Below are 23,920 nucleotides of genomic sequence, written 5' to 3'. Positions count from 1 at the left end.
AAAATGGTGGGTAGGGCTGGGTTCGAACCAGCGTAGGCGTAAGCCAGCAGATTTACAGTCTGCCCCCTTTAACCGCTCGGGCACCTACCCATTTCCATCCTTTCGGAAGGGCCGCGATTATGGAGACTGGCCCCGGCTTTGCAAACGCTTTGTTCTCTTCAAAGAAGAATCATTTCGATGAGGTCAGCGGCGCTTCTTGCGGCGGTGCTCAAAGGCGGGTTTCACCGTGGGTTGCGAGGCGTGCAGAACCTTGAAGGCTCCGGTCTCGACCACCTTCTCCACCACCGCAAAAGTGTCGCCCAGCAGGCTCTCGTAAGGGAGCTGGCGGTTCGCGACCATCCAGAGATGCCCGTCTTTGCGCAGCGCCTGGGCGGCGTTGGCGATGAACTTCATGCCGATGAGCAGGTCGGCGTGTTTTCCCTCGTGAAACGGCGGGTTCATGACAATGGCGTCAAACTGCGCGGTTTTGATCCCGGCGGTCACGTCGTGCCAATGCGGACGCGCCTTCACGCGGGTGGGCACGAGGCCGAGATTGCGCCGCGCACACTCGAAGCAGTCGGCGTCCGCGTCGTAGATGTCGAGCGAGACGATGTCGTGGCAGTTGCGCAGCAGGTGATCGCCTAAAAAGCCCCAGCCACAGCCGAGGTCGGCCACATTGCCCGCGATTGTCTCTGGGAGATGCTTGGCGAGCAGGGCGGAGCCTTCATCAATGCGGTCCCAGTTGAACAAGCCGGGCCGCGACCAGAAGCGCCCGTCCAAAATGCGGCGCATGGCGGCTCCCTGACGCCAGCGTTCGAGCAAGTCGGCGTTCCAGGGCCGGTTCTCGTCCTTGGTGGCCCAAAAAACGCGGCTGTGATGTTTGGAGAGCGACTCGACCTTGCCTGCGACATCGCGGAGATACTGCTCGCAGCGTTTGCTGCCCGCGTCGTTGTGCTGTGAGGCCATCAGCAGGCCGCCGGGGGCCAGATGATCATGCGCACGCGCCAGATCGGCCACCATGAGATCACGTTGCGGGTCCGGCAGCACCAGAACGAGGTCAAACAGGCCGTGTGCCTCACGTTCCACCCGATGACCGGCGGCCTCAAGCTCGCTGGCACGCGGTTTCCAGGTCTGCTGGCATACCAGTCGGCCGGCGAAGTGCTCCAGGGCCGGATGCTCCTGCGCACGAAGGAACAGCACACGGCCTTCGGTGCTGATGTCAGGATTGACGTCGAGGGCGTAAATGAGGGCGTCGAGAGTGTCGGACACGGTAGTTTAGAGATATTTGTCGTATTCGTGGTGCGGCCCGATCCAGAACCACTGCAATCCTTCAACGCGTTCATACGCCAAGGCACGGTAATCTTTCCCAACACGAGCCGACCAGAATCTTCCCACTTTCTTCAGCCTAACAGAAGGATGGCGTTCATTGCCCTTCAGCAGGTCAAAGTTTTTCCTCGCCAGCTCCTGGATGTCCTCAGGCAATTGATTCAGGCACTGCCAGAACTGCGGGTCCGCAAAGTGCTTCATAGCGGCGTGCAAAGCCCGCCCTCGAAATTCGCGTCCAGTTGCTTGATGATCTTGTCAAACTTCCCTGCCGCCTCGTCACGCTCGATCTGCCGGTCCCATTCGTCGGACGTGTATTCATCAAACCAAGCCGAGAACTGCTTGAGTTCCTCCGGACTTAACTGGGCGATTTGTTCTTCGATCTGTTTCAAAAGCATGGGAAAATCATCTCACAGGAGCCACAGGCTTGCAACCTTCGGCTCACAAGGCCCAGCGCAGCAGATGCGGCGCGGCAGAGGAGGCGAGCATCAGCAGCAACAGGCCGAGCACAACGGCGGCAAGGCCGACGAAGACGATTTCGAGCACCTTGACGGTGAGCAGTGAGCGGCGGGACACGCCCACATCCTCCAGCGTTTGAAATTCGCGCTCCCGTAGGCGGAAGGACAGCGCAAAGACCAGCGCGGTGACAAGCAGGGCCGCCGTGGCGGTGAGGAGCAAGGCGCTGGCGGCAAAACCTTCGAGACGCACGAGCTGGGCGAGCAGGGACTCCATCTCATCGCGCGGGCGGATGAGCTGCTTGTCCTTGGAGCGGGCGAACTGCCCGGCGAGCAGCGCTTCGGTCTTCGCATCTTTTGGCAGCAAGATCACGGCGCTGACGGGATAGTCGGCGATGTCGCCGTGGAAGTGGAAAGAAGCGATGTTCACATCCGTGACCTCGTTGAACATGCGCACGGCGGCATTGCCCACGATGTTGTGCTCCTCCTGCTTCAAAACGACCGATTCGTCCTTCTTGAGATCGTCATGACCATGAGAACGGCCCTCAATGAGCCAAGAGGTCTTCAAATCAACGAAGACCGCGTCGTCATCGGGCGTGCCGTTCGGTGCGAGTACGCCGTTCACGCGCATCTTCAGCGGATAGACACCCGCCATGTCGAAGGCCAGCTCCGGCGTGGAGAAGACATGGCCGCCGGGCTGCAAGCCACGCTGCTTGGCGAGGTTCGCGCCCACCACGCAATCGCCGAGACGGGTGATTTGTTTGCCAGCGGCGAGGCGCAGGCCACGAAAGGTAAAGTAATCGAGCTCGGTGCCGACTATCGGTGCCTGCTGCGCCTGAAACCGCACATGCAGGGGAATCGCGGCGGCGCTGGGATTCTGCCGCAGCTCGGCCAGCGTGCCAAAGGGCAGCGGCGTGAGGTTCTCGCGTTTGAAGTAGAGAGCGGTCATCATCAGGTCCAGCGCGCTGCCACGAGCGCCGATGATCTGCGGCGTGGCGGCGGCACGGGCGCGCAATTCGCGCTGCGCGTGGTCGATCAGCACGCGCAGGCAAAACGGCAGCGCGAAGACCAGGCCGAGCGCCCCGGCCAGCAGCGTGCTCTGAAGGCGATGCCGCAGCACATAACGCGCCGCGAGTTGAAACGCGGCGCTCATGCGTTGAGCAAATCCTCCATGCGCACGGTTTGATCAAAGAGCGGCAGCAGATTGGGGTCATGCGTGACCATCACCAGGCACGCGCCGCGCTGCCGCGCGTCTTCCAACAGCAGATCGACGACGATGCGCCCCCGCGAAGGATCAAGCGAAGCCGTAGGCTCGTCGGCAAAGATGAAACGCGGCTCATGCACCAGTGCACGCGCCACGGCCACACGCTGTCGTTCGCCTTGTGAGAGTTGGGAGACGCGTTTGTCGATGTAGCGGTCGATTTGCAGACGCTCGGCGAGTTCCTGCGCCTTTTTGCGGGTGAGGGCACCCGCGCTCCCTTTGAATTGGTGCGGCAGCAGGATGTTCTCGGTGACGCTGAGGTAATCCAGCAGCGCGAAGTCCTGAAACACGAGGCCGATGTGCTGAAGACGGAAGGCACGGCACTGCTCGCGGTTCAGCGCGTCGATTTGAGAAGAACCCAACCGGACTTGGCCTGAAGCCGGGGCCAGCAAACCCGTGAGCAGGCGCACCAGCGTGGACTTCCCTGCCCCGCTCGGCCCGGCGAGCGCGAGCGCTTGACCGGCGGCGAGTTCCAAACCCGGCACATGCAGACGAAACGAGTCGCCGGGATAGGCGAAACGAAGGTCGGTGACGTGGAGGCCGCTGGGGTCGGACATGCAGGCGATCCTTTGCATCAGAGCAGCAGTCCGGCAACACAAGCCGTGCAATAACAGGCCAGCAGGCCGCCGAACATGGCCTTGAAGCCGAGCTGGGCCAGTTCCGCCCGGCGTTGCGGCACCAACGCCCCGATACCGCCGATCTGGATGGCGATGCTGCCAAAGTTCGCGAAGCCGCACAGCGCATAGGTGGCGATCTCCGCGCCGCGTGGCGAGATCGCTCCGGCCTTGACGTCAAAGCTGAGGTGCAAGTAGGCGATGAACTCATTGAGCACCACGCGCTCGCCCAGCAGTGCGCCCACCTTGCCGCACTCCGCCCACGGCACGCCCATCAGCCAAGCGCAGGGCGCGTTCAGCCAGCCAAGCACAAGCTGCAAGGGCTGCGGCACGCTTTGACCGAAGGCACGCAGGCCGAGCGAGAGCAGGTAATTCGCCAGCGCCACTACGGCGACAAAGGCCACGAGCATGGCGATGACGTTGATGGCCAGCTTCATGCCATCGCTCGCTCCATGGCAGAGCGCGTCGATGCCGTTGGCGGTCTCGCGTTCGATGGGCTGGTGCGCGCCGTGCGCCGTCTCGCTCACCTCGGTCTCGGGCAGTAGGATTTTTGCCATCATCAGAGCCGCCGGGGCGCTGATGACCGAGGCGGTGAGCAGGTGCCCGGCGGAGATGCCGAAAGAAACGTAGGCCGCCAGCACCCCGCCGGCGATCGTCGCCATGCCCGGCACCATCAGCGCCATCAACTCGCTGCGGGTCATGCGGGCGAGGTAAGGCTTCACCACCAGCGGCGCTTCCGTCTGCCCCATAAAGATGTTCGCGGCAGCGGCCAGCGTCTCGCTGCCGCTGGTGCGCATGACGCGCCGCATCACCCAAGCCGCTGCTTTGACGATGAGCTGGAGCACGCCGTAGTGGTAGAGCAGCGAGGACAGCGCGGAGACCAAAATGATGCTGCCGGTGATGATCAGGGCCACCACCGCCTTGTTCCCAGGACCGAAGACCGGCTCCATCAGCCCCGGCTGCGCCACCGCCCCGAACACAAACGCCATGCCCTCGTCCGCAAAACCCAGCAGCCGCCGGAACGCCTTGTCCAGAAACACAAAGAAAGCCCCGCCAAACCCCGTGCGCAGAATCAGCAGCGCCAGCACGAGCTGCAAGCCCAGCCCCGTGAACACGATGCGCCACGGAAAGAGCCGACGCTTCTCCGACAGCGCCCAGGCCAGCGCCACGAACACCACAAGACCGAGAAGACAGACGAGACGCTCCATGGGCAAAAGGGAAGGTTTAATGGAGTCTCGTGTTCAAGCCGGGATTCCCCCAGTCGTTGATTGGTTGACTGCCCATGGAGGATGAAGACCAGCCCGGCGGGAAAGCCAGCCTGACCTGCCAGTGATGCTTCGACGGATGATCAGGGAAATGAAACGGCACGCCGGTGGTGGAGCGAACAGCATCCACCGAGGCACCGGGCACTGTCGGCCGCGTTTCCCACTTCTCCCCATTGGGGTAGAGGAACTCCTTCGTGGGATGATGATAATAGGCCTCGTAACGCGGATGGTAGGTGTAATTGGCCGCGCTGCCCATGCGGGGTGCAAAGGCAGCCAGACTGCCAGGATAGCTATAGCCTCCTCCGGGCAGAATCCCCCGTGGACCACATCCCACGAGGAGCAGTGAAACAATGAAGCAGCGCATGGCCACGCCAGACTGAATCAGGGAATTGAGCGTCATGGCGCGGATCATCAACCACCTCGCCCGCAAATCAACCGGGCTGCTCAGACCGCACCCCCGAACCCGTGCTTGCAAAGCGTCCTAAACTCGCCATGAACTCGGGCTCTTATGGCAGCCACCCCCGTTATCAACCTCCGCAAAGGACACGCCGTCCGTCACAACAACGACGTCTGTGTCGTCACCGAGACCGAACTCAAGACGCCGCCGCGCATGGCCTCGTTCGTCCAGATGTCCGTCCGCAGCATCACCATCGGCAAGGTTTACAACCTCCGCATGACCTCCAACGAGTCGCTCGAGTCCGTGAACCTCGTGCGCGACAACCACGAGTTCAGCTACAAGGATGGCGACGGCTACCACTTCATCCACCCCGAGACGTTTGAGGACGTGCTCATCGGCGAGGACAAACTCGACGCCAAGACCCGCGGCTACCTCATCGAAGGCCAGAAGTACCTCGTCGTCTTCGCGGATGACGTCGTCGCCGGCATCGAACTGCCCGCCAACATCATCATGACCATTACCGACAGCCCAGCCGGGGTGAAGGGCGACTCGGCGAACAATGTTTACAAAGAGGCCATCACGGAGTCCGGCATGCGCGTGCAGGTGCCGCTGTTCATCAACAACGGAGACAAGGTCAGCATCAAGACCGAAGACGGCACCTACCTCGGCCGCGCGAACTGAGTTCCGCTGACAGATTGATTCAAAACAACGCCTGATCGTGAAAGCGGTCAGGCGTTTTTGTTGGGAAGAAGGAGCGGGGCCATCCTGGCCCCGGCATGAGGGATCATGATGATCCCTCTCCTTTCAAGCCATCCAAAGTCTCCAAGGCAAGAGGCGTGCGGATGCGTCCGTAGTTTGAGACGCTCATGATTGCCCGCCAAAATGCCCTCCTCTTCGTTTTGCTCACCTCCTCGCTCGCTGCGGAGGAACTGAAGGTGCGTCCAGCCCAGGCGATGGGTCTGTTGAAGACGCAGTGCATGAGTTGCCACAACGCACAAAAGCAGAAAGGCGGACTGTCGCTCGAAACGCGTGATTTGGCGCTCAAAGGCGGCGAGAACGGCGCGGCGCTGAAAGCGGGCGATGCGGCGCACAGCGCGCTGATCACCTCACTCAGTGACTCGGGCGACGCGCACATGCCGCCGAAGAAACAGATGCCGGAGAAGCAGATCAACCTGCTGAAGGCCTGGGTGAACGCGGGAGCGGCCTGGGATGACGCGGCGCTGAAGAAGTTCGGTGAACTGACACCGGCGGACAAGCTGGTCGCGTTGCCCGCTGGTCATGCGCCTTCGGCAGCGATCGCTTTGAGCAAGGATGGCAAGTGGCTGGCCACCGGGATCGGCAACCGCGTCGTGGTGCATGATTTGACCGCCAAGGACACGCCCATCATTGCCACGCTCGAAGGGCACAAGGATGTGATCCAGTCGCTCGCCTGGAGCAGCGATGCCACGCGACTGGCCGCAGGCGGCTACCGCAGCGTGTTCGTTTGGAACCCGGTAGATTGGAAAGTCACGCACACGCTGACCGCGCCGCTCGAAGGCCGTGTCACCGGGCTGCTTTTCCTGCCTGATAATGCCACGCTGGCGCTCGCAGATGGCGCGACGAGCGTGAAGGGCGTGCTGCATCGCTGGAAACTCGGCGAGGCGAAGCCCGCGCAGAGCATCGACGCTCATGCGGACAACATTTTGAGCCTCGTCATCAGCCGCGATGGCAAGCAGATTGCCACGGGCGGCGCGGACAACCTCGCCAAGGTGTGGGACGCTGCCACCTTCAAGGAAATCGCCAAGATTGAGGGCCATGTCGGCCACATCACCGCGCTCGGTTTCAATAACGACGGCAAGTGGCTCGCCACAGGCAGCGCAGACAAAGACCTCAAGGTCTGGGACATCGCCAGCAAGGAGATGCTGATGCTGCTGGGCGACAAATCAGCGGGAGTGAACGCGCTCATGTGGTCGCCCGATGCCACCAGCCTCACCTACCTCACCGAAAGCGGCGGCGTGCATGGCGTGACTGAATTAAAGACGCACGATGGCGTGCGTCTCGCTTTCACCTCTGGCACGCAGAAGAAGCTGACCAGCCTCGAGGGTGTGCCCAACACCGCCGTGATGACCGCCGACGGCAAAAACATCTTCACCGCCATGCACAGCGGTGAAGTCATCAAGCTCGATGAGAAAGCGGCGGTATCGAAGCTCGCAGCCAACACCGCACCTCCAGCCGCCAAGGCCCCCACGCTCTCCTACACCAAGGACATCCTGCCCATCCTCACCAAGGCCGGTTGCAACCTCGGCTCCTGTCATGCGAAAGCGAGCGGGCAGGCCGGATTCCGCCTGTCGATCTTCGCCTTTGACCCAAAGACCGATTACATGGAGTTCGTGAACGACTCGCGGGGCCGCCGTGTCTTCCCCGCATTGCCGGAGGACAGCCTCATTCTGCAAAAGGCCACGGTGCGCGTGCAGCACGAGGGCGGACAGCGATTTGAGCCAGATTCGGAGTCGGCGAAGACCGTCGCGGAGTGGATTCGCCAGGGCATGCCGTATGAAACGCCGAACCAGCCTGCGCTGGCGGGCATTGAGGTTACGCCGGGTGAGAAGACCTATCGCAAGAACGAGGAGCAGGTCTTGAAGGTGATGGCGAAGTACAGTGACGGCTCCACACGCGATGTCACCGCGCTGACGGATTACATCTCGTCGGAAAAAGCCATCGCTGCTGTGGATGAGACTGGAAAGCTCAAGACGAGCACGGAAAGCGGCGAGACCGTCATCGTGGCGCGTTACATGGGCCAAGTGTCGATCTCCCGCGTGGCGGTGCCTGCAGAGAAACTGTTCCCAGCAGAGAGCTACGCGAAGCTCACCGTGCGCAACGAGATCGACAAGCTCGTCTATGCCCGCCTGCAAAAGCTCGGCCATCTGCCCAGCGAGACATGCAGCGACTCGGAGTTCCTGCGCCGCAGCACGCTGGATGCCATCGGCATGCTGCCCACCGTTGAAGAAGCCCGCGCCTTCCTCGCGGACAAAAATCCGTCGAAGTATGAGCAGTGGGTCGCTCAACTGCTCGAACGTCCCGAATGGGCCGATCACTGGGCCATCAAGTGGGGCGATCTCATTCGACCGAACCCGTCGCGTGTCGGTGTGAAGCCGGTCTATCTGCTCGATCAGTGGATTCGGCAAAGCTTCCGCGAGAACAAGCCCTGGGACCGCTTCACACGCGAACTCCTCACCGCCGAGGGCAACACGCACAAGAACGGTCCCGTCGCCATCTGGCGCGACAAACGCGAACCCATCGACGCCGCCACCTTCATTGGTCAGATCTTCCTCGGCGTGCGCCTGGAGTGCGCGAAGTGCCACCATCACCCGACCGAGAAATGGGACCAGACCGACTACTACCAGATGGCCGCGTTCTTCACACAGATGAAACGCAAGGGACAGGGCATCTCCGCGCCGATCAGCGGCGAGCCGGAGCAGATGTGGTTCGCTCCCGGCAACGCCAGCATTGAGCATCCGGTGACGAAAGCCTCGCTGAAACCACGCCCGCCTGCCGACAAGGAAATCCCCATCGCCGAAACGCAGGACCCGCGCGCCGTGCTGTCCGATTGGATGACAAACCCGAAGAACCCCTACTTCGCGCAGGCCGTGGTGAACCGCACCTGGTCCAGCTTCATGGGTCGCGGCATCGTCGATCCCGTGGATGACTTCCGTGCCTCGAACCCGCCATCCAACGGCCCGCTGCTCGAATGGCTGGCGCAGGATTTTGTGAAGCACGGCTACAATTTGAAGCACCTCATGCGCACCATCATGCTGTCGCAGACTTATCGCCTCAGCAGCCTGCCGAATGAGACGAACGTGGCCGATTTGAAGAACTACAGCCGCAGCTACCGCCGCCGCCTGCCCGCCGAGACGCTGCTCGACGCCGTCTGTGCCGTCACCGAGGTCAAGGAAAGCTTCTCCGGCCTGCCCCCCGATGCGCTGGCGAAACAGACGTGGAATCACAAGCTCGAAAGTCAGTTCATGGACGCCTTCGGCCGCCCGAATGCTAGCTCCGAGTGCCCCTGCGAGCGCGATGCGAAACCGAGCGTCGTGCAGGCGCTTCATCTGATGAACTCCACCAAGCTTCAGGAAATGCTCACCAGCACCAAGGGCCGTGTCACTCGCCTTGCCAAAAGCACACTTACTCCGCAGCAGATCGCTGAGGAGCTGTATCTGGCCTGCTTTGCACGACTGCCAGACGCGGAGGAGGCGGCCATCGCGGGCAAGGCGCTCGACGTGGGAGTCGCGAACCGACAGGCGGCGATTGAAGACGTGCTCTGGAGCCTGCTGAACTCGGCGGAGTTCGTGTTCAACCATTGAGCCAGTCTCGCGGCATGATCAGTGCAGGAGCCAGAAGAACACGATCGCCACCGCGGTCGGCGGCAGCGCTCCGAGGAACAAGCCCATGGGGCTGATGCCCTCGCTGCCAAAGGCCTTGGCGTTTTGCAAGATGCCGACACCGGCGGGATTCGGTGCGTTGGCGATCACTGTGAGGCCCCCACCCGTCACCGCACCGGCCACCAGAGCGTATTGCAATTCAGGCGTGATGGCTTCGACCAGCGAACCGAGGTAGGTCAGTGCCGCGTTGTCCGTCAGCGCGGTCAAACCGGTAGTGCCAAAGAACAAGGTGGCCCCATTCATGCCTTCAATGAGCGGTTTCAGCCACCAAGACTGCAACGAGCCGAGTGTGACGAGTCCCGCGAGGAAAAAACCGACGAGCAAGCCCTCACGCAGCTTCAAGTTGTCCTGATACTCCCGCGTGGCGGTCACCAGACCGAGGAACATCATGAACACCCCGAAAAACACATCCGGGTGATGCGCGAAGCCAACGACGGCAGCCAGGAAGCCGAGATGCGCGAGTGTGAGCCATACCGGAATGGCCGCGCTGGGATTCGGCGTGGGTTGGATGCCTTGCAGCTCCTTCCGAAACGCCCACATCACCAGCGCCGTGGACACGAAGCAACTCGCCGCCGCCCGCCAGCCGAAGTGCGTGAGCATGAACAGCGTGTCCCACTCCCACTTCGTGGCCACCATGAGCACGGGCGGTGCCGCGAAGTGCGTGAGCGTGCCGCCGATGGACACATTCACAAACAGCAGACCCAGCGTGGCGTAGGCCAGCTTCAGAGTGATGCCCCGATCAAAATAACGACGCTTCAGCACCAGCGCGAGCAGCGTCATGGCCGCCGGCTCGGTGATGAACGACCCCAGCAGGCTGCCGATGGACAAGGCCGCTCCGTAAAACGCCAGGCTCTCCGTCATCGGCAGCAAACGTGCGATGAACGAGATGAAACTCTCCGCCAGTTTCACCACCGGCCGCGTGGCAGCCACCACCATGACGACGAGCACGAACTTCGGCTCGGTATAGTTCAGGCTCTCGATGTGCACGACCGCCTCATGCACGGAGCCTTTGAGCGCCGCGATGCCCACGAACAACGCCGCCGCCCACAGGCCGAACACAACCTCCGTTTCCGCCAGGAAATGCAGCAGGTTCTCCTGAATCGAGCCTTTGGGGTGCTGATGCGCCCAGTGCGCGAAACGCTTCACTGAGAAGGTGTGCAACACCGCGAGTCCAAACAGCACGCTGGCAAGAATTTCAATCGGCGTGGCGGTCATGGATGCGGATGGTTCTGATTCAATGTGAGCAGCAGGTAAGCACCGTAGATGGTGATGAGCAGCACCCCGCGCCAGCGCCCCAGGTGGCCGCCGCGGCCTGGCAAGATCAGCAGCACCGTGAGGACACCGAAGGCCAGACTCGGCAGGATTTCCGGCAGTTTGACCGCGTATGGCTGGATCAGGGCGGCGATGGCGGCGATGAAGAAGACATTGAAGATATTGCTGCCCAGGATATTGCCGAGCCCGACATCATGATGGCCGCGCAAGCGTGAAATCAGTGTGGTGGCCAGCTCCGGCGTGCTTGTCGCCGCAGCCACCACCACCGCGCCGACAATGAACGGACTCCAACCCAGCGCGGTGGCGACCCCCTTGCCCCCCTCAATCACGAAATGCGCGCCCCCTATGAGCAGGCACAAACCTGCCAGCAGGTGAAAACCCGGCTTGTAGGGCGTGACCCGCTGGGCATGAGGCGCTTGCTTTTTCGCATGTGCTCGCGCATGCAGGATAACCACCAGCAACCACGCAAAGAAGCACGCCATCATGATGGCCGCGTCCAGGCGCGAGAACCAGCCATCGCTCAGCAGGCCGTAAACTAGGACTGGAACGAGCAATGCCACCAGCCAGTCACGGCGCACGCCATCATCCTCCGCTTTCATGCTGGAGGCCGCCAGCACGACCGCCAGCACCAGCGCGATGTTCACCACGTTACTGCCGAGCACATCTCCCAGCGACATTTCTGGAACGCCGTCGAGCGCGGCGTTGACCGCCACCATCAGCTCAGGCGATGACGTGCCAAACGCCGCCACCGTGACACCCACCACCGCCTTCGGCCAACGCGCCCAGTGGGCGATGCCGACACCGCCTTTGACAAACCATTCACCCCCGAACCAGGCCAGCAGCACGCCGACCATGAGATAGAGGACAGGGACAAGCATAAAAAGGCGCGCGCGCAGTTTCGCGGCTCTAGTCCCGCACCACCAGCACGCTGCAAGGCGCATGGCGCACGACTTTCTCTGCCACGCTGCCCAGCAGCGCATGCTTCAGACCGGAATGCCCATGGGTAGGGATGATGATCGCGTCTGCTTTTTCCATTGCGGCGGCTTGGCAGATCACGTCCGCCGGGCGGCCGTCCTTGACCAGCAGTCGAACGCTGGTGGCATTGGGGAAGACTTCGGCGGCCAGCTTTTTCAGGTGGTTCTCCGCCTCCTGGCGCATCTGCGCATGGAGGTCGTTCGTCTGCACGCGGAGGCCTTGATACGCCGGCTCGGTGACGTGCAGCAGAAGGATTTCAACGCCGGATTTTTGATGCAGCGCGGCGGCGGCGTGAACGGCGGCCTCCGCACATTCAGAAAAGTCCGTCGGGACCAGGATTTTCCGCCAGAGGTCAGGGGTGGATGAGGTTTTCATGGCGTTTCATACAAGTGCCCTTCATCTCCGACGGCAAGCGTCTTCGACGCAAAAAATGTCGTGGCATGCGGCCTACCGCTGACCGATCACGCTGAAGTCGAGGTCACCCTTGCCGGCATCGACCCCAGCGCGCATCGCGGCGGCGGTGCAGTCGAGCGCGGGAGCGTTGAGTTTCGCCTCGGCGGCCAGTTCGCGGGCGAAGTCGGCGTCCTTGAGCATGTTGCGCAGGCTGAAGTGCGGCTCGAAGTCGCTCTTGATGATGGAGGGCATCTTCATGCCGATGAGCGTGGAATAGTTGGCGTTCGACTCCAGCGCCTCGTGCAGACGCTCCAGCGCGATGCCATTCGCTTTCGTGATCGCGGCGGCTTCGGACACGGCTTCGACGATGACGGCTGAAACGAGGTTGGTGACGATCTTGAGCACCATGGCGTCACCAATGCCTCCCAGCGGCAGAATTTTGGCCGCGCTGGCTTCCAGCACCGGCCTGGCGCGTTCAAGCATCAAGTCGTTGCCGCCGATATAGTAGCAGAGCTTGCCATTTTGCGCGGCCATCTTGCTGCCGGTGAAGGGCGCGTCGAGAAACGCGGCTCCGGTGGCTTCGACGAGCTTGGCCGCCTCCAATGTGGCCCTTTTGCTCACCGTGGCGTGGTTCATGACGAGGTGACCGGCTTTGAGCGCAGGTTTCATGTCTTCAATCGACTCAATGAGCGCCGCACTGTCCCGTACGAAGATTTGGATGATGCCGACGGCTTCGGCGACCTCGCGCGGAGACGAAAGGAAGTTCGGCACGGGGCGGGCGCTGCGGCTCCAGACGAAGACCTCATGCCCTGCCTTGCGCAGGTTTTCCGCCACACGACTGCCAATGATACCGAGACCAAGAACGCCAACGTTTTGCTTCATGCGCGGCATTTAGGGCGCAGGTTCGGCGCGGTCAATGATCGACGCGTGATAAAACACAAACTGCGTGGGCCGCTGCGAGCGGGCGCGCAGCTCGCCAATGAGGCTTCTCGCCGCCTCCTCGCGGCGCTGGCTGGTCAGCAAGGCGGAGATTTCATCCTTGGCCTCGTCAAATGTCGGCAGGCGTGATTCATGGCGCTCCATCACGATGATCAAGTGCCAGCCAAGCTTCGTCGGCACCGGTTCGCTGAGCTGGCCGATCTTGAGCTGTTCCACGGCGGCAATGAAATCAGCGGGCATTCGCTCACGCGTGAACCAGCCTAGATCACCGCCGATCTTCTTCGTGCGGTCGTCGTCCGAATGCTCAGCAGTGAGTCCGGCGAAAGTTTTTTCTTTGGCGACGATCTGGCGGTGCAGCTCACGGATTTCCGCCTCGCGGTCTGGCTTCGTTTTGTCGTGCCGCGTGAGGAAAAGGTGCGCCGCATGATGCGCCTGCGGAATGCGTAGCGTCTCCTTGAACTCGTCATACCAGGCCCGCACGTCCTTCTCCGTCACCTCGGCCAGGCGATGGGCGATCTTTTCCGTGATCCACTGCTCATCGAGCTGCGCGTCACGGACCGACTCATCGAGCGACTTGGGCGTTTGCTGCATCGCCGCGAGTCGCTGCGGGTATTCGACCTCGTTGGCAAACTGACGGCGCATGAAATCGGATTCGCGGCGAGCGGCCTCCAGCGGCGGCACGGTGTCCAGGCCGTTCATGATGCGGAAGGCGCGCAGAATGCGGTCATTCACCAAATTTTCCAGCACCGTCCAGCGCGTCTGCTTGCGCGCCTCGGGATTCAGCGCGGCCCAGGACTCGTTTCGCTTCCACAGATGCTCCCGCATGGCCTCCTCCAGCTCCAGCCGCGTGATCGGGCGGCCATACACCTCCGCCGCGTAGCCGCCCCCCTGCCCTTCCGGTGACGATCCTCGCCCCGCCAGTAACCGCGCATGCAGCGGCCCCTTGCAGGCATACAGATCCGCCAGCAGATAGCAGGCGGCGATGAAATAGACGGCGAAGCGCCAGGGAAAGCCTTGGAAGGAGGACGGCATGGGAGCCGCAGATTAGGACAGGCCCGCCGGATGACAACCACCCGGCAGCGCCAGGAGATTGAATCCGATCAGGCAGTAAGCTTGTGCCGAAGCCGGCAGGGCGGCTCAGACGGCGGCGCTGAGCTCGGCGCGTTTGTCCTTGGTGAAGCGGACGTCCTCGGCGCGCTCGATGAAGATGGTGTCCTCGCAGATGTTCTTGGCGTGGTCGCCAACGCGTTCGAGGAAACGGGCGACGAAGATGAGGTGAATGTAGCCTTCGAGCGAGGAGTGGTGGGACTCCATGACGCTGATCAACTCACGATCAAGATCCTTTTCGGCGGCGTCGAGCTGTTTGTCGAGCAGGCGGGCGGCGGCGGCGGCTTCCGGGTCGGCGTTGAGGAAGGCCTGGATGCTGGCGTCGAGGTTGTGGTCACACAAGGAATAGACGGGCTGGATGAGCTTGATCTCGGCGAACTCGGGTAGGTTGTTGATGAAGCGAGCGCGCTTGGCGATGCTGGAGGCCTGATCGGCGATGCGCTCAAGGTTGTTGGCGACGCGGATGGTGCCCATGACCTGGCGCAAGTCGTGCGCGGTGGGCTGGAACTTCACGAGGATCTGCATGCCGTGCTTGTCCACGGCCTTTTCGAGCTCGTTGACGTCCTGGTCGGCGGCGATGGCGCTGTTGCAGAGGTCGGTGTCCCGCTCCAGCAGGCCGCGCATGGCACTGGCGAGGTTTTTGCGGGCCATGCTGGCCATGGCGAGCACATCCTGGCGAAGGCGGTCGAGGGAATGGTTGAAGGTGGACAGGATGTGATCTTGCATGTTGTAAAATGGCCGAGTGTGACGTTTTCTCTACATCGGATTGGGAGAAGTTTCGAGCGGAAACGCGCCCTCGTTGGCTACGGTGGCGGAGGGGGCGTCTCCTTTGGGCACACGGTTGGTGCGCTGGCAGAAGGTGTCGTAGTTGATGACCTCGAAGCTGCCGTCGAGGTTTTCGACGATGGCGGTGAGGGATTCGACCCAGTCGCCAGAATTGAGGTAATGCGTGTCGCCGACGAGCTTGTTGGCGGGCTTGTGGATGTGCCCGCAGATGATGCCCTTGCAGTGGCGCTGGCGGGCGAGATTTTGAAGCTGCTCCTCGTATTTACCGACGAAGCTGACGGCGGACTTCACCTTGTGCTTCACCCAGGCACTGAGGGAGAAGCTCTCCTTACCACGCAGGCGGCGGTACCAGTTGTAGGTGCGGTTGACGCGAAGAAGGGCGTTGTAGCCGAGGCCGCCGAGTTTGGCGAGCCAGGCGTGGTTGGTGGTGACGGCGTCGAAGCCGTCGCCATGGACGACGAGGTAGTCTCCCTGCGGGGTTTGGTGGATGTGCTCGTCGGTGATCTGAAAACCGTCAAACTGGATGGGGATGAAGCGGTCGAGGATGTCGTCGTGATTGCCGCGAAGGTAGATGATCTGGGTGTTCTCCTTCTCCATCTTGCGCAGCACGGTGCGGAGGAAGTGGGTGTGGCCTTTGTTCCAACCACCGAGGCGGCGGAGGTGCCAGGCATCGATGATGTCGCCGTTGAGCACGAGCTTGTCGCAAAGGCAGTTGCGGATGAAGTGGGAGGCCTGGGCGGCCTTGCAGTCCGGCATGCCGAGATGCACGTCGGAGATGAAGACGGTCTTGACGCGGAGCTTGGTTTTGCCGCTGGATTCAGGTTCCAAGGTATCGCTCATAAAATCAATGGGTGGCGGGTGGAATGACGGCGGCGAGTTCCTGCTCGAACTGTGCAATGACACGCTCCCAGCCGAGATCAAACGCGGACTGGCGGGCGGCGGAGCGCAGCGCAGCATTGTTCCATGCGGCGGCGGCCAGCCGCACCTGGGAGAGGTAGGCATTTTCGTCACCCAGCGGGGCGAGCCAGCCATTTTCACCGCTGCGGATGAGGAGGCGCGGGGCGGCGTAATCAAAGGCGACGACGCTCAAACCGGCGGACATGGCCTCCAGCACGACATTACCAAAGGTCTCGGTGATGCTGGGGAAGAGAAACACGTCCGCCGAGGCGTAGTGCGCGGCCAGATCTGCCCCGGTGCGGGCACCGGCATAAATAAACTCGGGATGCTCCTCCCGCAGCGCGGCCAGTCGCGGGCCGTCGCCGACAAAGACCATGCGTGCCTTTGGCTGCGCCTCACGAAACACGGCAAAGGCCCGCACGGCCAGGGCCAGATTCTTTTCTACAGCGATGCGTCCGACATAGACGGCCACGGGGGTCGAATCATCCGCGCCCCAGGTTTGGCGCAGTTCCACGCTGCGGTGCGCGGGATCAAACAGCTCCGTGTCCACACCACGGCCCATGACACCAACGTTTTGAATGCCCCAGCGCTCCAGCATGGTGGCGGTGTCCGCAGAAGGGGTGAGAGTGCGGGCGGTGTGGTTGTGGATGCTGCGAAGGACGCCCTGCGCCACGGTCTCCATGCCAGGCAGATGGTAGTCTTCGAGGTAGGTTTGGAAATTCGTGTGAAAGCCGGACACGACCGGGATGCCGCGCTTTCCTGCCGCACGGATGGCGGCGATGCCCATGAGTGTCTCCGTGGCGACATAAAGCACGTCCGGGCGGAACTCGTCGAAGATTTCCAGCATCTGGCGGGCGGAGCTGAAGCCCATGCGCAGGCCGGGATAACCGGGCAACGGCATGGAGTGCATGACGTGGCGGCGCAAACCGCCGGGCTCCGCCGCCTCGACGGTGGTGACGACATTCACCTCGCAACCCCGGCGCTGGAGTCCCTCACCGAGGGTGTTCAGCGTCCGCGCGACACCATTGATGTCCGGCGGAAACGTGTCTGTGACGATGAGAACCCGCATGGGCATATGAATAACGTGTTTGCGGATAGTTCAGCATGTCCGGCCGGCCAACCCGGCAAACGTGACGTAATTGACACTATCTAAATGCAATGACCGAGCAACCCTGTTGCCATGTGACACGTTCGTCACCATCATTCTTTTGCCCCGCAAGCCTTCACGAAGCAGAAAAGCCCCACACAATGAGCAAGATACTGATCGTCGAGGATGAATCGGACATTTCCGAACTGATCGCGCTGCACCTCACGCGCGAAGGGCACGACTACCTCTGCGTGGCCAACGGGCTGCAGGCGCTGCCCTCCGCCGTGGAGCATCAGCCGGACCTCATCGTGCTGGACCTGATGCTGCCCGGCCTGGACGGCCTGCAAATCTTCAAGCGCCTCCGCGCCGACACCCGCACCACCCACATTCCGGTCATCATTCTCACGGCCAAGTCGCAAGTGACGGACAAGATCGCCGGCCTGGAGCTGGGCGCGGACGATTACCTCACCAAACCCTTCAGCCCGCGCGAGCTGTACCTGCGCATCAGCGCCATCCTGCGCCGGGTGAAGAAAGTGACGCATGTCTCCGAGATCCAGCGCGGGCGCTTCATGCTGGACCGCAAGAACATGAAACTGTTCCTGGACGGTTCGCCGCTTGACCTGACCACGACGGAGTTCAAACTGCTGACCACGCTCATGGAAAACGACGCCACCGTACACACCCGCGCCGACCTGCTGCGCGAGGTCTGGGGCTACAGCACCGAGGTGGCCACGCGCACGCTGGACACGCACATCAAGCGCCTGCGCGAGAAGTTGGGCCCGGCGGGCAACCACATCGTCACCATTCGCGGCACAGGCTTCCAGTTTCAGACGGAATTGCCGGAGGCCATCGCCGCATGACGTCATTGAGCCTCGTTCTTCTCATTCTTCTGGCAGCCTGCGTCGTCATCTGGATGCAGCGTGAGAAATTCTGGCGGAAGCGCTGGGAGTCGGTGGCCCGGTCCATCGGCATGCGGGCCAGGGACGCGGATGAGCTGCCGGAGCAGGCGGTGCAGGTCTGGAACGCTCTCCAGGAAACCAGGCGGCAGTCCGAGCAGCGCCGTATCTTTGAGTCGCTGCTTGATGAGATCAGCCAAGGACTGGTGCTGGTGGAGGCAGACCTGCGCATCCGCTACGCCAACCGGCCGCTCGCCAGGCTCCTCAACCGCGCTGAAATCCACCCAGGGCGCTCCCTCATCGAAGAGGTGCGCGACCACCAGATCACCGACCTCGTGCAGGAGTCGCTGCAGAAGAAGCAGCACACGACGCGGCGCATTCAGATGCTGTCCTCGGAGGCTGGTGCCGGCACGAACCTCAGCGGACGCCACTTTCTCGTCGAGGCCGCCCCGCTCGGCGCGGAAGGCGGAGAGGGCGCCTGGCTGATGATCCAGGATGTGACCGAGGCCGCCATGACCGAGCAGATTCGGAAAGACTTCGTGGCCAACGCCTCGCATGAGCTGCGCACCCCGCTGACCCTCATCGGCGGCTACATTGAAATGCTGCAGGACGGCGGCGCGCCACTCACGCCAGCCGCCATGAAGCGCAGCCTGGACGTGATGGAAAAGCACACCAAGCGCATCGCCCGCATCATCGAGGACATGCTGGCCATCTCACGCCTGGAGGACAGCGGCACACCGCTCAACTGCGAGCCCTTCAACGTCCGCGCCAGCGCCCAGGACGCCGCCGATCATCTGGCCCCCATGCTGGAAGGCAGGGATGTGAGGCTCGAGTTCGACTTTCCCGAGAATGGCGGACGGATCATGGGAGACCGCTTCTACTGGGACCAGATCTTCACCAACCTCCTCGAAAACTCCATCAAGGAAAACTCCCGCCCAGGTCTCGTCATCCGCGTCTCCGGCCGCTGGGACAACGACCAGTGCGTCCTCAAAGTCATGGACAACGGCATCGGCATCCCCGCGCATGACCTGCCCTTCGTCTTCAAACGCTTCTATCGCGGCAACAAGCATCATTCCTCCGCCTCCCAGGTCAAAGGCACCGGGCTGGGGCTTTCCATCGTCAAACGTGCCGTCGAGGCCCATGGCGGCACGATCGAGCTGACCAGCACCCCCGGCGTGGAAACCACCTTCACCATGCGCGTGCCCGTGCCGTGTGAATGCGAGTGAGGCATTCGCCTTGAGACAGGCCGCAGACTGTGGTTAAGGCGTGCAACCGCCTCCAACCCCCTCGTGGAAGACTCCTTCGGCCATCACATCTCCTACCTGCGCGTCTCCGTCACCGACCGGTGCAACGAACGCTGCCGTTACTGCATGCCCGAGGAGGAGCAGCCCTGGTTCGCCAAGGAGGACACGCTCACTTATGAAGAAATGACGCGTGTGGTGCGGGTCGGCGCCACGCTCGGCATCAAGCGCATCCGTGTCACCGGCGGCGAGCCGCTCACGCGCCCCGGAATCGCCGGGTTCTGCGGTGAATTGACACAAATCCCCGGCATCGAAGGCGTTGGCATTTCCACCAACGGCACACTGCTCGCCAAAACCGAAGGTGGAACCACCCTGGCTGAAAAACTCGTCAAAGCCGGGGTCCGCACCGCGAACGTCTCCCTCGACTCCCTCGACCGCGCCACCTACCAGCGCACCACCAGCCGCGATCTGCTGCCCCGCGTTCTTGAAGGCATCGACGCCGCGATCGACGCCGGTTTTGACTCCATCCGGCTCAACTGCGTCCTCATGAAAGGACAGACCGAGCGCGAACTGCCCGCGCTGATCGACTTCGCCCGGCGGAAGAACGCCTTGCTGCGTTTCATCGAACTGATGCCCGTCAGTACCCAGGACGTGCTCAGCGAGGACAACTTCCTGCCCATCGCCACCGCGAAGCAGCTCGTCGAGCAAACCACCGGCCCGCTCATCGCGGAGCCGGATTTCAAGACCAACGGCCCCGCCGTTTATCATCGCGTCCCCGCCAGCGGCCAGCGCGTCGGTTTCATCGGCGCGATGACGAACCTGCACTTCTGTGAGAACTGCAACAAGCTGCGCCTGACCTGTGACGGCAAGCTGCGGCCCTGCCTCGGCAGTTATTTGGAGTTCGACCTGCGTGCCGTGTTGCGCGGCGGCTGCACGGATGCCGAATTGGCCGCGTTTTTCCAAAACGTCGTCGCCCGCAAGCCCAAGGAGCATGACTTCCGGGACAACTACCAGCCCAACCGCAAGATGATCGCGATTGGTGGGTGAGGAGTGATCGGTGTGATGAGTTATGAGTTAAGCGTTCCATGTCACAAGGCCACTCGCCTCTAACCTCTATGACTTTAAGCCATGCTGTTTGGGATCGCCTGACTTGCGGGTGCTGCCGCTTAAGCCCAAGGGGCTTGCGTATCATAGCCCAGGGTTCGCAGAACCCTGGGGTAGCCATTACGCACAACCTCCTTCGCGCCGAACCCCAACGGGGTTCCGTATCTTTGAACGCCCGTTCATCTCCCACGACGCGCAGATACGGAACCCCGTTGGGGTTCGCCCAGAAGAACCGCGTCGTGCGGCCTGCGCTGCCAGGGGAGCACTCGCCAAGGCTCGGCACCCCTTCGCTATGTTACGGAAGGCCCTTGGCCTTCTCCTACTCATCACATCCATTAGCTTTGCTCGACTGCGTTGCTTCCAACCCCTGACTTCTGAACCCATGACCCAATTAACTCACCTCAATCGCAAAGGCGAAGCCGCCATGGTCGATGTCTCCGCCAAACCGCCGGTGAGACGTGAGGCGGTGGCTGAAGGCCGCATCGTGCTGGCCCCGGCCACGCTGGAGCTGATTCGGAAGAACCAAATCGCCAAGGGAGATGTGCTGAGCATCGCGCGCATCGCGGGCATTCAAGCCGCGAAGCAGACGCAGCACCTCATCCCGCTCTGCCACCAGATTCCACTGAGCAAGGTGCAGATCGACTTCGAACTGCGCCTCAAAGCCGTTCACATCACCGCCACCGCCATCACTGTGGCACCCACAGGCGTCGAAATGGAGGCGCTGACCGCCGTCTCCATCGCCGCGCTGACGATTTACGATATGTGCAAGGCTGCGGACAAGAAGATGCGGATCGAGGGCGTTCGGCTGGTGAAGAAGACGAAGGAGGTCAGCCTCTGGAGCTGACATGCATCAGGGCTGGCGGCGCCGGACGGCCATGCGGCCGGAGCCATCACGCGGCAGAGTGTGGCGAGGCTTTGCGAGCGCACAGCAGGCCGCCGGGTTCCCTTCCGTAGCTTTAGCGAAGGAGGGGTGGCGGCCTGCTGCACACTACTCCGCATGGTCGAGTTCAAAGCGGTGGGCAGGAGGCAGGCCACCCGCTGAAGTTCCGATGTCGCAGACGAGTCCACACAACGCCGATGCTGACACAGGCAGGCCCGTTGCCAAGTCCTAAACCCGGCGGCTTGCGTTCTGCGTGATTTGCGAACCGCCACGCTTGTTCAGTCGTTTCTGTCAACTATCGACTCCTGACCCTTTCCTGCTCCTGACCCTTTCCTGCTCACGAACGCCGCTTGAGCGGCAACCATAGTAGGCCAAGAGTTGCCGCGATCAACACAACGATGATGCTCCACGGCGTTGATGAAGCTGGTGCTTCGCTCGGTGTTGATGTCGTCGGTGCTGTTGAGGGGGCTTTTACCGCTTTGGTTGTTTGAGGCCAATCGTAACCTTCGGGAGGACGGCCAAGAGCATCATGCCATTCCGAAGGTTTCAGCGTTCCGTTCAATCGCTTGGTCATGCGATCAATGTCAGGCTCAATGACAAAGCCTACCTCTTTCGTCGGATGGTTTTTCATTTCGGCCAAGATGGCTTGGTCTTCTTTGGAGCCGTGCCTGCTAAGTATCCGAGCGATGCCATAACAAGTTCTCGGCGGAGTTGAAAATTTGTGCTCACGCCAATACGAGCGTGCCAGATCCAAGAATGGTGCGATGTCGATTGATGGATAGTTTTCAACTTTTCTGAGCAAATCGTCCTTAAACTACTGCAGGGGATGTTGTTTAAACAAGGTCAGTAACAGTGGGACTGCTGAGTTTCCTCGTCGCATGAGGTCGAGTTTGGCAGCTTCGAACCAAGCGGGCCTTTTCTCACCAGGTTCAAACGACGCCACAAACACTTCTGCGTATGCCATCGACAACGTTTTATCATGTAAATCTAATTGCTTCAATTTCTCATCAGTAAGCGATTCGATAACAGTCCTGTCTGGAGAGTATTCGGCCCTAGGTTCTTGAGAATTCGCTCCGCCAGATGCGAAGATGCTGAATGCAAGCAGCTTAGTTAGTCGGGACATAAAATTTCCGCTTGGATTTAATTGTTGTTTCCTCGTCGGGCGAAAACCTTTTGGAGTCCAAGTGGCTTTCGTTGTAAATCGTCCCCAAGGTTCTCATGAGTAAATGATTGGCCGATGATCCAGGGAAACGGGGTCAGGGGAAACGGGGTCAGTGTGCAACTGGCTGACAAATTGAATCGGCAAGAACTCAAGCAAGCAAGAAAGGGGCAAGGATGAATGGCACGGGATTAACGCCGTTGGTCGGGCAGAAAAAAATGCGCGTCGAGGGAGTGCGACTCGTGAAGAAGACGAAGGCGGATCAAACCGCGAGCGTCTTGTAGAGCGCGAGCGTTTTGCGGGCGATGGACTTCCAACTGAAGTGGTCCACGGCGCGCTGACGGCCGGCCAGGGCCATGCGCTGGCGCAGCGCGGGATCGGCCATGAGCTTGTTGATGCCTGCGGCGAGGTCGCGGGCAAATTTTTCAGGATGCACGGCCTCAAACGGGCTCTCGGTCTGTTGCTCGATCGGAATGAGGAAGCCGGTCTCGCCTTCCACGACGACTTCCTTGATGCCGCCGACGGCGGTGGCGACGACGGCGGTCTCACAGGCCATGGCCTCCAGGTTGATGATGCCAAACGGCTCATAGATCGACGGGCAGCAAAACACCTCGGCATGCGAATACATGGCGATCTTTTCCGGCGCGGGCAGCATGGACTGAATCCACACGACACCAGGGCGAGTAGCGCTCACCGCAGCCACTGCGGCCTCCATCTCCGCCTTGATCTCCGGTGTGTCAGGCGCACCGGCGCACAAGACGATCTGGAAACCCGGATCGAGGTGCTGAATGGCCCGCACGAGATGAATGATGCCTTTCTGTCGCGTGATCCGTCCGACGAAGAGGACGTAAGGCTGGTCAGGATCGACGCCGTGCTTTCTCAGCACGTCCGGCGCTTCAACGCGATGGTATTCATCGAGATCAATGCCGTTGTGGATGACGTGGATCTTGTGCGGATCGAGGTCGAAGTGCTTGTGCAGGTCGATGCGCGTTTCCTCGGACACGGCGATGACGGCATCGGCCATTCTGAGCGCGGTGTTTTCCAGCCAGACGGTGAAATCATAGCCGTGGCCGAGCTGCTCGCGCTTCCACGGGCGCAGCGGCTCCAGTGAGTGAACGGTGAGCACCATGGGCACGCCGTAGTTCAGCTTGGCGAGGATGCCGCCGAAGTGCGCATACCAAGTGTGCAAATGGACGATGCTGGCGTCGATGCCGCGGGTGTTGAAGTCGAGGCAGCGCTGAAGCGCGCCGAAAACGGACTTCAAATTCAGCGGGCAGTCCCAGTCCTTCGTGTCGAGGCCAAAACCTTTCACACTCAGGTTCTCACCGCTGCTGTCCTGGTCGCCAAAGCAGCGCACATCGACCTCGATGAGCTTCGCCAGCTCGCGGGAGAGGTATTCGACGTGGACGCCGGCTCCGCCGTAGATGTGAGGAGGATATTCGTTGGTGAGGAAGAGTGTTTTCATGCGGGAG

At 61.6% G+C, this 23,920-nt stretch carries 23 protein-coding genes and 1 tRNA gene; 6 read left to right on the top strand and 18 right to left on the bottom strand.

Annotated features, from left to right (window positions below; genetic code table 11):
* Positions 1–4 precede the first annotated feature (4 nt).
* From ACILSI_RS17740 to ACILSI_RS17705, 8 genes are all read right to left on the bottom strand, one after another.
* Positions 5–90: transfer RNA gene (locus tag ACILSI_RS17740), tRNA-Tyr, on the bottom strand.
* A 93-nt stretch (positions 91–183) separates the two neighbouring features.
* Positions 184–1,248, bottom strand: coding sequence for a class I SAM-dependent methyltransferase (locus tag ACILSI_RS17735; protein ID WP_395723242.1), 1,065 nt, complete (start codon positions 1,246–1,248; stop codon positions 184–186).
* A 6-nt stretch (positions 1,249–1,254) separates the two neighbouring features.
* A complete protein-coding gene (locus tag ACILSI_RS17730; protein WP_395723241.1) occupies positions 1,255–1,506 on the bottom strand; it encodes a hypothetical protein in 252 nt (83 codons plus the stop codon).
* Positions 1,503–1,700, bottom strand: a complete 198-nt coding sequence (locus ACILSI_RS17725; protein WP_395723240.1) for a hypothetical protein — start codon at positions 1,698–1,700, stop codon at positions 1,503–1,505. The genes ACILSI_RS17730 and ACILSI_RS17725 overlap by 4 nt, the downstream gene beginning before the upstream one ends.
* Positions 1,701–1,743: 43 nt before the next feature.
* A complete protein-coding gene (locus tag ACILSI_RS17720; protein ID WP_395723239.1) occupies positions 1,744–2,910 on the bottom strand; it encodes an FtsX-like permease family protein in 1,167 nt (388 codons plus the stop codon).
* A complete protein-coding gene (locus ACILSI_RS17715) occupies positions 2,907–3,575 on the bottom strand; it encodes an ABC transporter ATP-binding protein (RefSeq protein ID WP_395723238.1) in 669 nt (222 codons plus the stop codon). The genes ACILSI_RS17720 and ACILSI_RS17715 overlap by 4 nt, the downstream gene beginning before the upstream one ends.
* Positions 3,576–3,592: 17 nt before the next feature.
* Entirely contained in the window at positions 3,593–4,840 is a 1,248-nt protein-coding gene (locus ACILSI_RS17710) for a NupC/NupG family nucleoside CNT transporter (RefSeq protein WP_395723237.1), read from the bottom strand.
* Positions 4,841–4,856: 16 nt separating this feature from the next.
* Complete coding sequence (locus ACILSI_RS17705; RefSeq protein ID WP_395723236.1) at positions 4,857–5,297, bottom strand: hypothetical protein; 441 nt, start codon at positions 5,295–5,297, stop codon at positions 4,857–4,859.
* Between the two features lie 108 nt (positions 5,298–5,405).
* On the opposite strand from ACILSI_RS17705, the gene ACILSI_RS17700 reads away from it, so the two are divergent.
* Both ACILSI_RS17700 and ACILSI_RS17695 read left to right on the top strand, forming a co-directional pair.
* Entirely contained in the window at positions 5,406–5,975 is a 570-nt protein-coding gene (locus tag ACILSI_RS17700; protein ID WP_395723235.1) for an elongation factor P, read from the top strand.
* 185 nt (positions 5,976–6,160) lie between these two features.
* A complete protein-coding gene (locus ACILSI_RS17695; RefSeq protein WP_395723234.1) occupies positions 6,161–9,634 on the top strand; it encodes a DUF1553 domain-containing protein in 3,474 nt (1,157 codons plus the stop codon).
* A gap of 18 nt (positions 9,635–9,652) precedes the next feature.
* Here the strand turns inward: ACILSI_RS17695 and ACILSI_RS17690 are convergent, their stop codons facing one another.
* The 8 genes from ACILSI_RS17690 to ACILSI_RS17655 form a co-directional block, all read right to left on the bottom strand.
* On the bottom strand, positions 9,653–10,927 hold the full coding sequence (locus tag ACILSI_RS17690) for a putative Na+/H+ antiporter (RefSeq protein ID WP_395723233.1): 1,275 nt from the start codon (positions 10,925–10,927) through the stop codon (positions 9,653–9,655).
* Entirely contained in the window at positions 10,924–11,838 is a 915-nt protein-coding gene (locus ACILSI_RS17685) for a sodium:calcium antiporter (RefSeq protein ID WP_395723232.1), read from the bottom strand. Before ACILSI_RS17685 ends, ACILSI_RS17690 begins: the two co-directional genes overlap by 4 nt.
* A 52-nt stretch (positions 11,839–11,890) precedes the next feature.
* Positions 11,891–12,334 (bottom strand): universal stress protein, encoded by a 444-nt coding sequence (locus ACILSI_RS17680; RefSeq protein ID WP_395723231.1) that lies wholly within the window; start codon positions 12,332–12,334, stop codon positions 11,891–11,893.
* A 72-nt stretch (positions 12,335–12,406) separates the two neighbouring features.
* Positions 12,407–13,234, bottom strand: coding sequence for an NAD(P)-dependent oxidoreductase (locus tag ACILSI_RS17675; RefSeq protein WP_395723230.1), 828 nt, complete (start codon positions 13,232–13,234; stop codon positions 12,407–12,409).
* A gap of 9 nt (positions 13,235–13,243) precedes the next feature.
* Complete coding sequence (locus tag ACILSI_RS17670; protein ID WP_395723229.1) at positions 13,244–14,323, bottom strand: peptidylprolyl isomerase; 1,080 nt, start codon at positions 14,321–14,323, stop codon at positions 13,244–13,246.
* A 105-nt stretch (positions 14,324–14,428) separates the two neighbouring features.
* The gene (phoU, locus tag ACILSI_RS17665) at positions 14,429–15,124 is read right to left on the bottom strand and encodes a phosphate signaling complex protein PhoU (protein WP_395723228.1); all 696 of its coding nucleotides are present in this window, start codon (positions 15,122–15,124) and stop codon (positions 14,429–14,431) included.
* Positions 15,125–15,154: 30 nt separating this feature from the next.
* Positions 15,155–16,024: a UDP-2,3-diacylglucosamine diphosphatase gene (locus tag ACILSI_RS17660; RefSeq protein WP_395723227.1), complete on the bottom strand. Its 870-nt coding sequence runs from the start codon at positions 16,022–16,024 to the stop codon at positions 15,155–15,157.
* Between the two features lie 4 nt (positions 16,025–16,028).
* A complete protein-coding gene (locus ACILSI_RS17655) occupies positions 16,029–17,150 on the bottom strand; it encodes a glycosyltransferase family 4 protein (RefSeq protein ID WP_395723226.1) in 1,122 nt (373 codons plus the stop codon).
* A gap of 179 nt (positions 17,151–17,329) precedes the next feature.
* Between ACILSI_RS17655 and ACILSI_RS17650 the strand changes: the two genes are divergently transcribed.
* From ACILSI_RS17650 to moaC, 4 genes are all read left to right on the top strand, one after another.
* A complete protein-coding gene (locus ACILSI_RS17650; RefSeq protein ID WP_395723225.1) occupies positions 17,330–18,028 on the top strand; it encodes a response regulator in 699 nt (232 codons plus the stop codon).
* Positions 18,025–19,290, top strand: coding sequence for a sensor histidine kinase (locus ACILSI_RS17645; RefSeq protein WP_395723224.1), 1,266 nt, complete (start codon positions 18,025–18,027; stop codon positions 19,288–19,290). Before ACILSI_RS17650 ends, ACILSI_RS17645 begins: the two co-directional genes overlap by 4 nt.
* Positions 19,291–19,353: 63 nt before the next feature.
* A complete protein-coding gene (gene moaA / locus ACILSI_RS17640; RefSeq protein ID WP_395723223.1) occupies positions 19,354–20,352 on the top strand; it encodes a GTP 3',8-cyclase MoaA in 999 nt (332 codons plus the stop codon).
* 439 nt (positions 20,353–20,791) lie between these two features.
* The gene (moaC, locus tag ACILSI_RS17635) at positions 20,792–21,253 is read left to right on the top strand and encodes a cyclic pyranopterin monophosphate synthase MoaC (protein WP_395723222.1); all 462 of its coding nucleotides are present in this window, start codon (positions 20,792–20,794) and stop codon (positions 21,251–21,253) included.
* A 373-nt stretch (positions 21,254–21,626) separates the two neighbouring features.
* On the opposite strand, the gene ACILSI_RS17630 is transcribed toward moaC, so the two are convergent.
* The gene (locus tag ACILSI_RS17630; protein WP_395723221.1) at positions 21,627–22,091 is read right to left on the bottom strand and encodes a hypothetical protein; all 465 of its coding nucleotides are present in this window, start codon (positions 22,089–22,091) and stop codon (positions 21,627–21,629) included.
* A gap of 619 nt (positions 22,092–22,710) precedes the next feature.
* Complete coding sequence (gene glgA, locus ACILSI_RS17625) at positions 22,711–23,913, bottom strand: glycogen synthase (protein ID WP_395723220.1); 1,203 nt, start codon at positions 23,911–23,913, stop codon at positions 22,711–22,713.
* Positions 23,914–23,920: the final 7 nt, after the last annotated feature.

Origin of the sequence: Prosthecobacter sp., from assembly GCF_044232965.1 — a bacterium.
Classification (GTDB): Bacteria; Verrucomicrobiota; Verrucomicrobiia; order Verrucomicrobiales; family Verrucomicrobiaceae; genus Prosthecobacter.
The sequence above is the reverse complement of the archived record's forward strand: the minus strand, read 5'-3'. Positions and strand labels throughout refer to the sequence as shown.

Excerpts from the sequence above, each read along its gene's own strand:
- ACILSI_RS17720 (WP_395723239.1), bottom strand. The coding sequence starts at position 2,910 with ATGAGCGCCGCGTTTCAACTCGCGGCGCGTTATGTGCTGCGGCATCGC.
- ACILSI_RS17670 (WP_395723229.1), bottom strand. The coding sequence starts at position 14,323 with ATGCCGTCCTCCTTCCAAGGCTTTCCCTGGCGCTTCGCCGTCTATTTC.
- ACILSI_RS17690 (WP_395723233.1), bottom strand. The coding sequence starts at position 10,927 with ATGACCGCCACGCCGATTGAAATTCTTGCCAGCGTGCTGTTTGGACTC.
- ACILSI_RS17685 (WP_395723232.1), bottom strand. The coding sequence starts at position 11,838 with ATGGTCGGCGTGCTGCTGGCCTGGTTCGGGGGTGAATGGTTTGTCAAA.
- ACILSI_RS17655 (WP_395723226.1), bottom strand. The coding sequence starts at position 17,150 with ATGCGGGTTCTCATCGTCACAGACACGTTTCCGCCGGACATCAATGGT.
- ACILSI_RS17695 (WP_395723234.1), top strand. The coding sequence starts at position 6,161 with ATGATTGCCCGCCAAAATGCCCTCCTCTTCGTTTTGCTCACCTCCTCG.
- ACILSI_RS17725 (WP_395723240.1), bottom strand. The coding sequence starts at position 1,700 with ATGCTTTTGAAACAGATCGAAGAACAAATCGCCCAGTTAAGTCCGGAG.
- glgA (WP_395723220.1), bottom strand. The coding sequence starts at position 23,913 with ATGAAAACACTCTTCCTCACCAACGAATATCCTCCTCACATCTACGGC.
- ACILSI_RS17650 (WP_395723225.1), top strand. The coding sequence starts at position 17,330 with ATGAGCAAGATACTGATCGTCGAGGATGAATCGGACATTTCCGAACTG.
- moaC (WP_395723222.1), top strand. The coding sequence starts at position 20,792 with ATGACCCAATTAACTCACCTCAATCGCAAAGGCGAAGCCGCCATGGTC.
- ACILSI_RS17680 (WP_395723231.1), bottom strand. The coding sequence starts at position 12,334 with ATGAAAACCTCATCCACCCCTGACCTCTGGCGGAAAATCCTGGTCCCG.
- ACILSI_RS17730 (WP_395723241.1), bottom strand. The coding sequence starts at position 1,506 with ATGAAGCACTTTGCGGACCCGCAGTTCTGGCAGTGCCTGAATCAATTG.
- ACILSI_RS17675 (WP_395723230.1), bottom strand. The coding sequence starts at position 13,234 with ATGAAGCAAAACGTTGGCGTTCTTGGTCTCGGTATCATTGGCAGTCGT.
- ACILSI_RS17700 (WP_395723235.1), top strand. The coding sequence starts at position 5,406 with ATGGCAGCCACCCCCGTTATCAACCTCCGCAAAGGACACGCCGTCCGT.
- ACILSI_RS17710 (WP_395723237.1), bottom strand. The coding sequence starts at position 4,840 with ATGGAGCGTCTCGTCTGTCTTCTCGGTCTTGTGGTGTTCGTGGCGCTG.
- ACILSI_RS17660 (WP_395723227.1), bottom strand. The coding sequence starts at position 16,024 with ATGAGCGATACCTTGGAACCTGAATCCAGCGGCAAAACCAAGCTCCGC.
- phoU (WP_395723228.1), bottom strand. The coding sequence starts at position 15,124 with ATGCAAGATCACATCCTGTCCACCTTCAACCATTCCCTCGACCGCCTT.
- ACILSI_RS17645 (WP_395723224.1), top strand. The coding sequence starts at position 18,025 with ATGACGTCATTGAGCCTCGTTCTTCTCATTCTTCTGGCAGCCTGCGTC.
- ACILSI_RS17715 (WP_395723238.1), bottom strand. The coding sequence starts at position 3,575 with ATGTCCGACCCCAGCGGCCTCCACGTCACCGACCTTCGTTTCGCCTAT.
- ACILSI_RS17705 (WP_395723236.1), bottom strand. The coding sequence starts at position 5,297 with ATGACGCTCAATTCCCTGATTCAGTCTGGCGTGGCCATGCGCTGCTTC.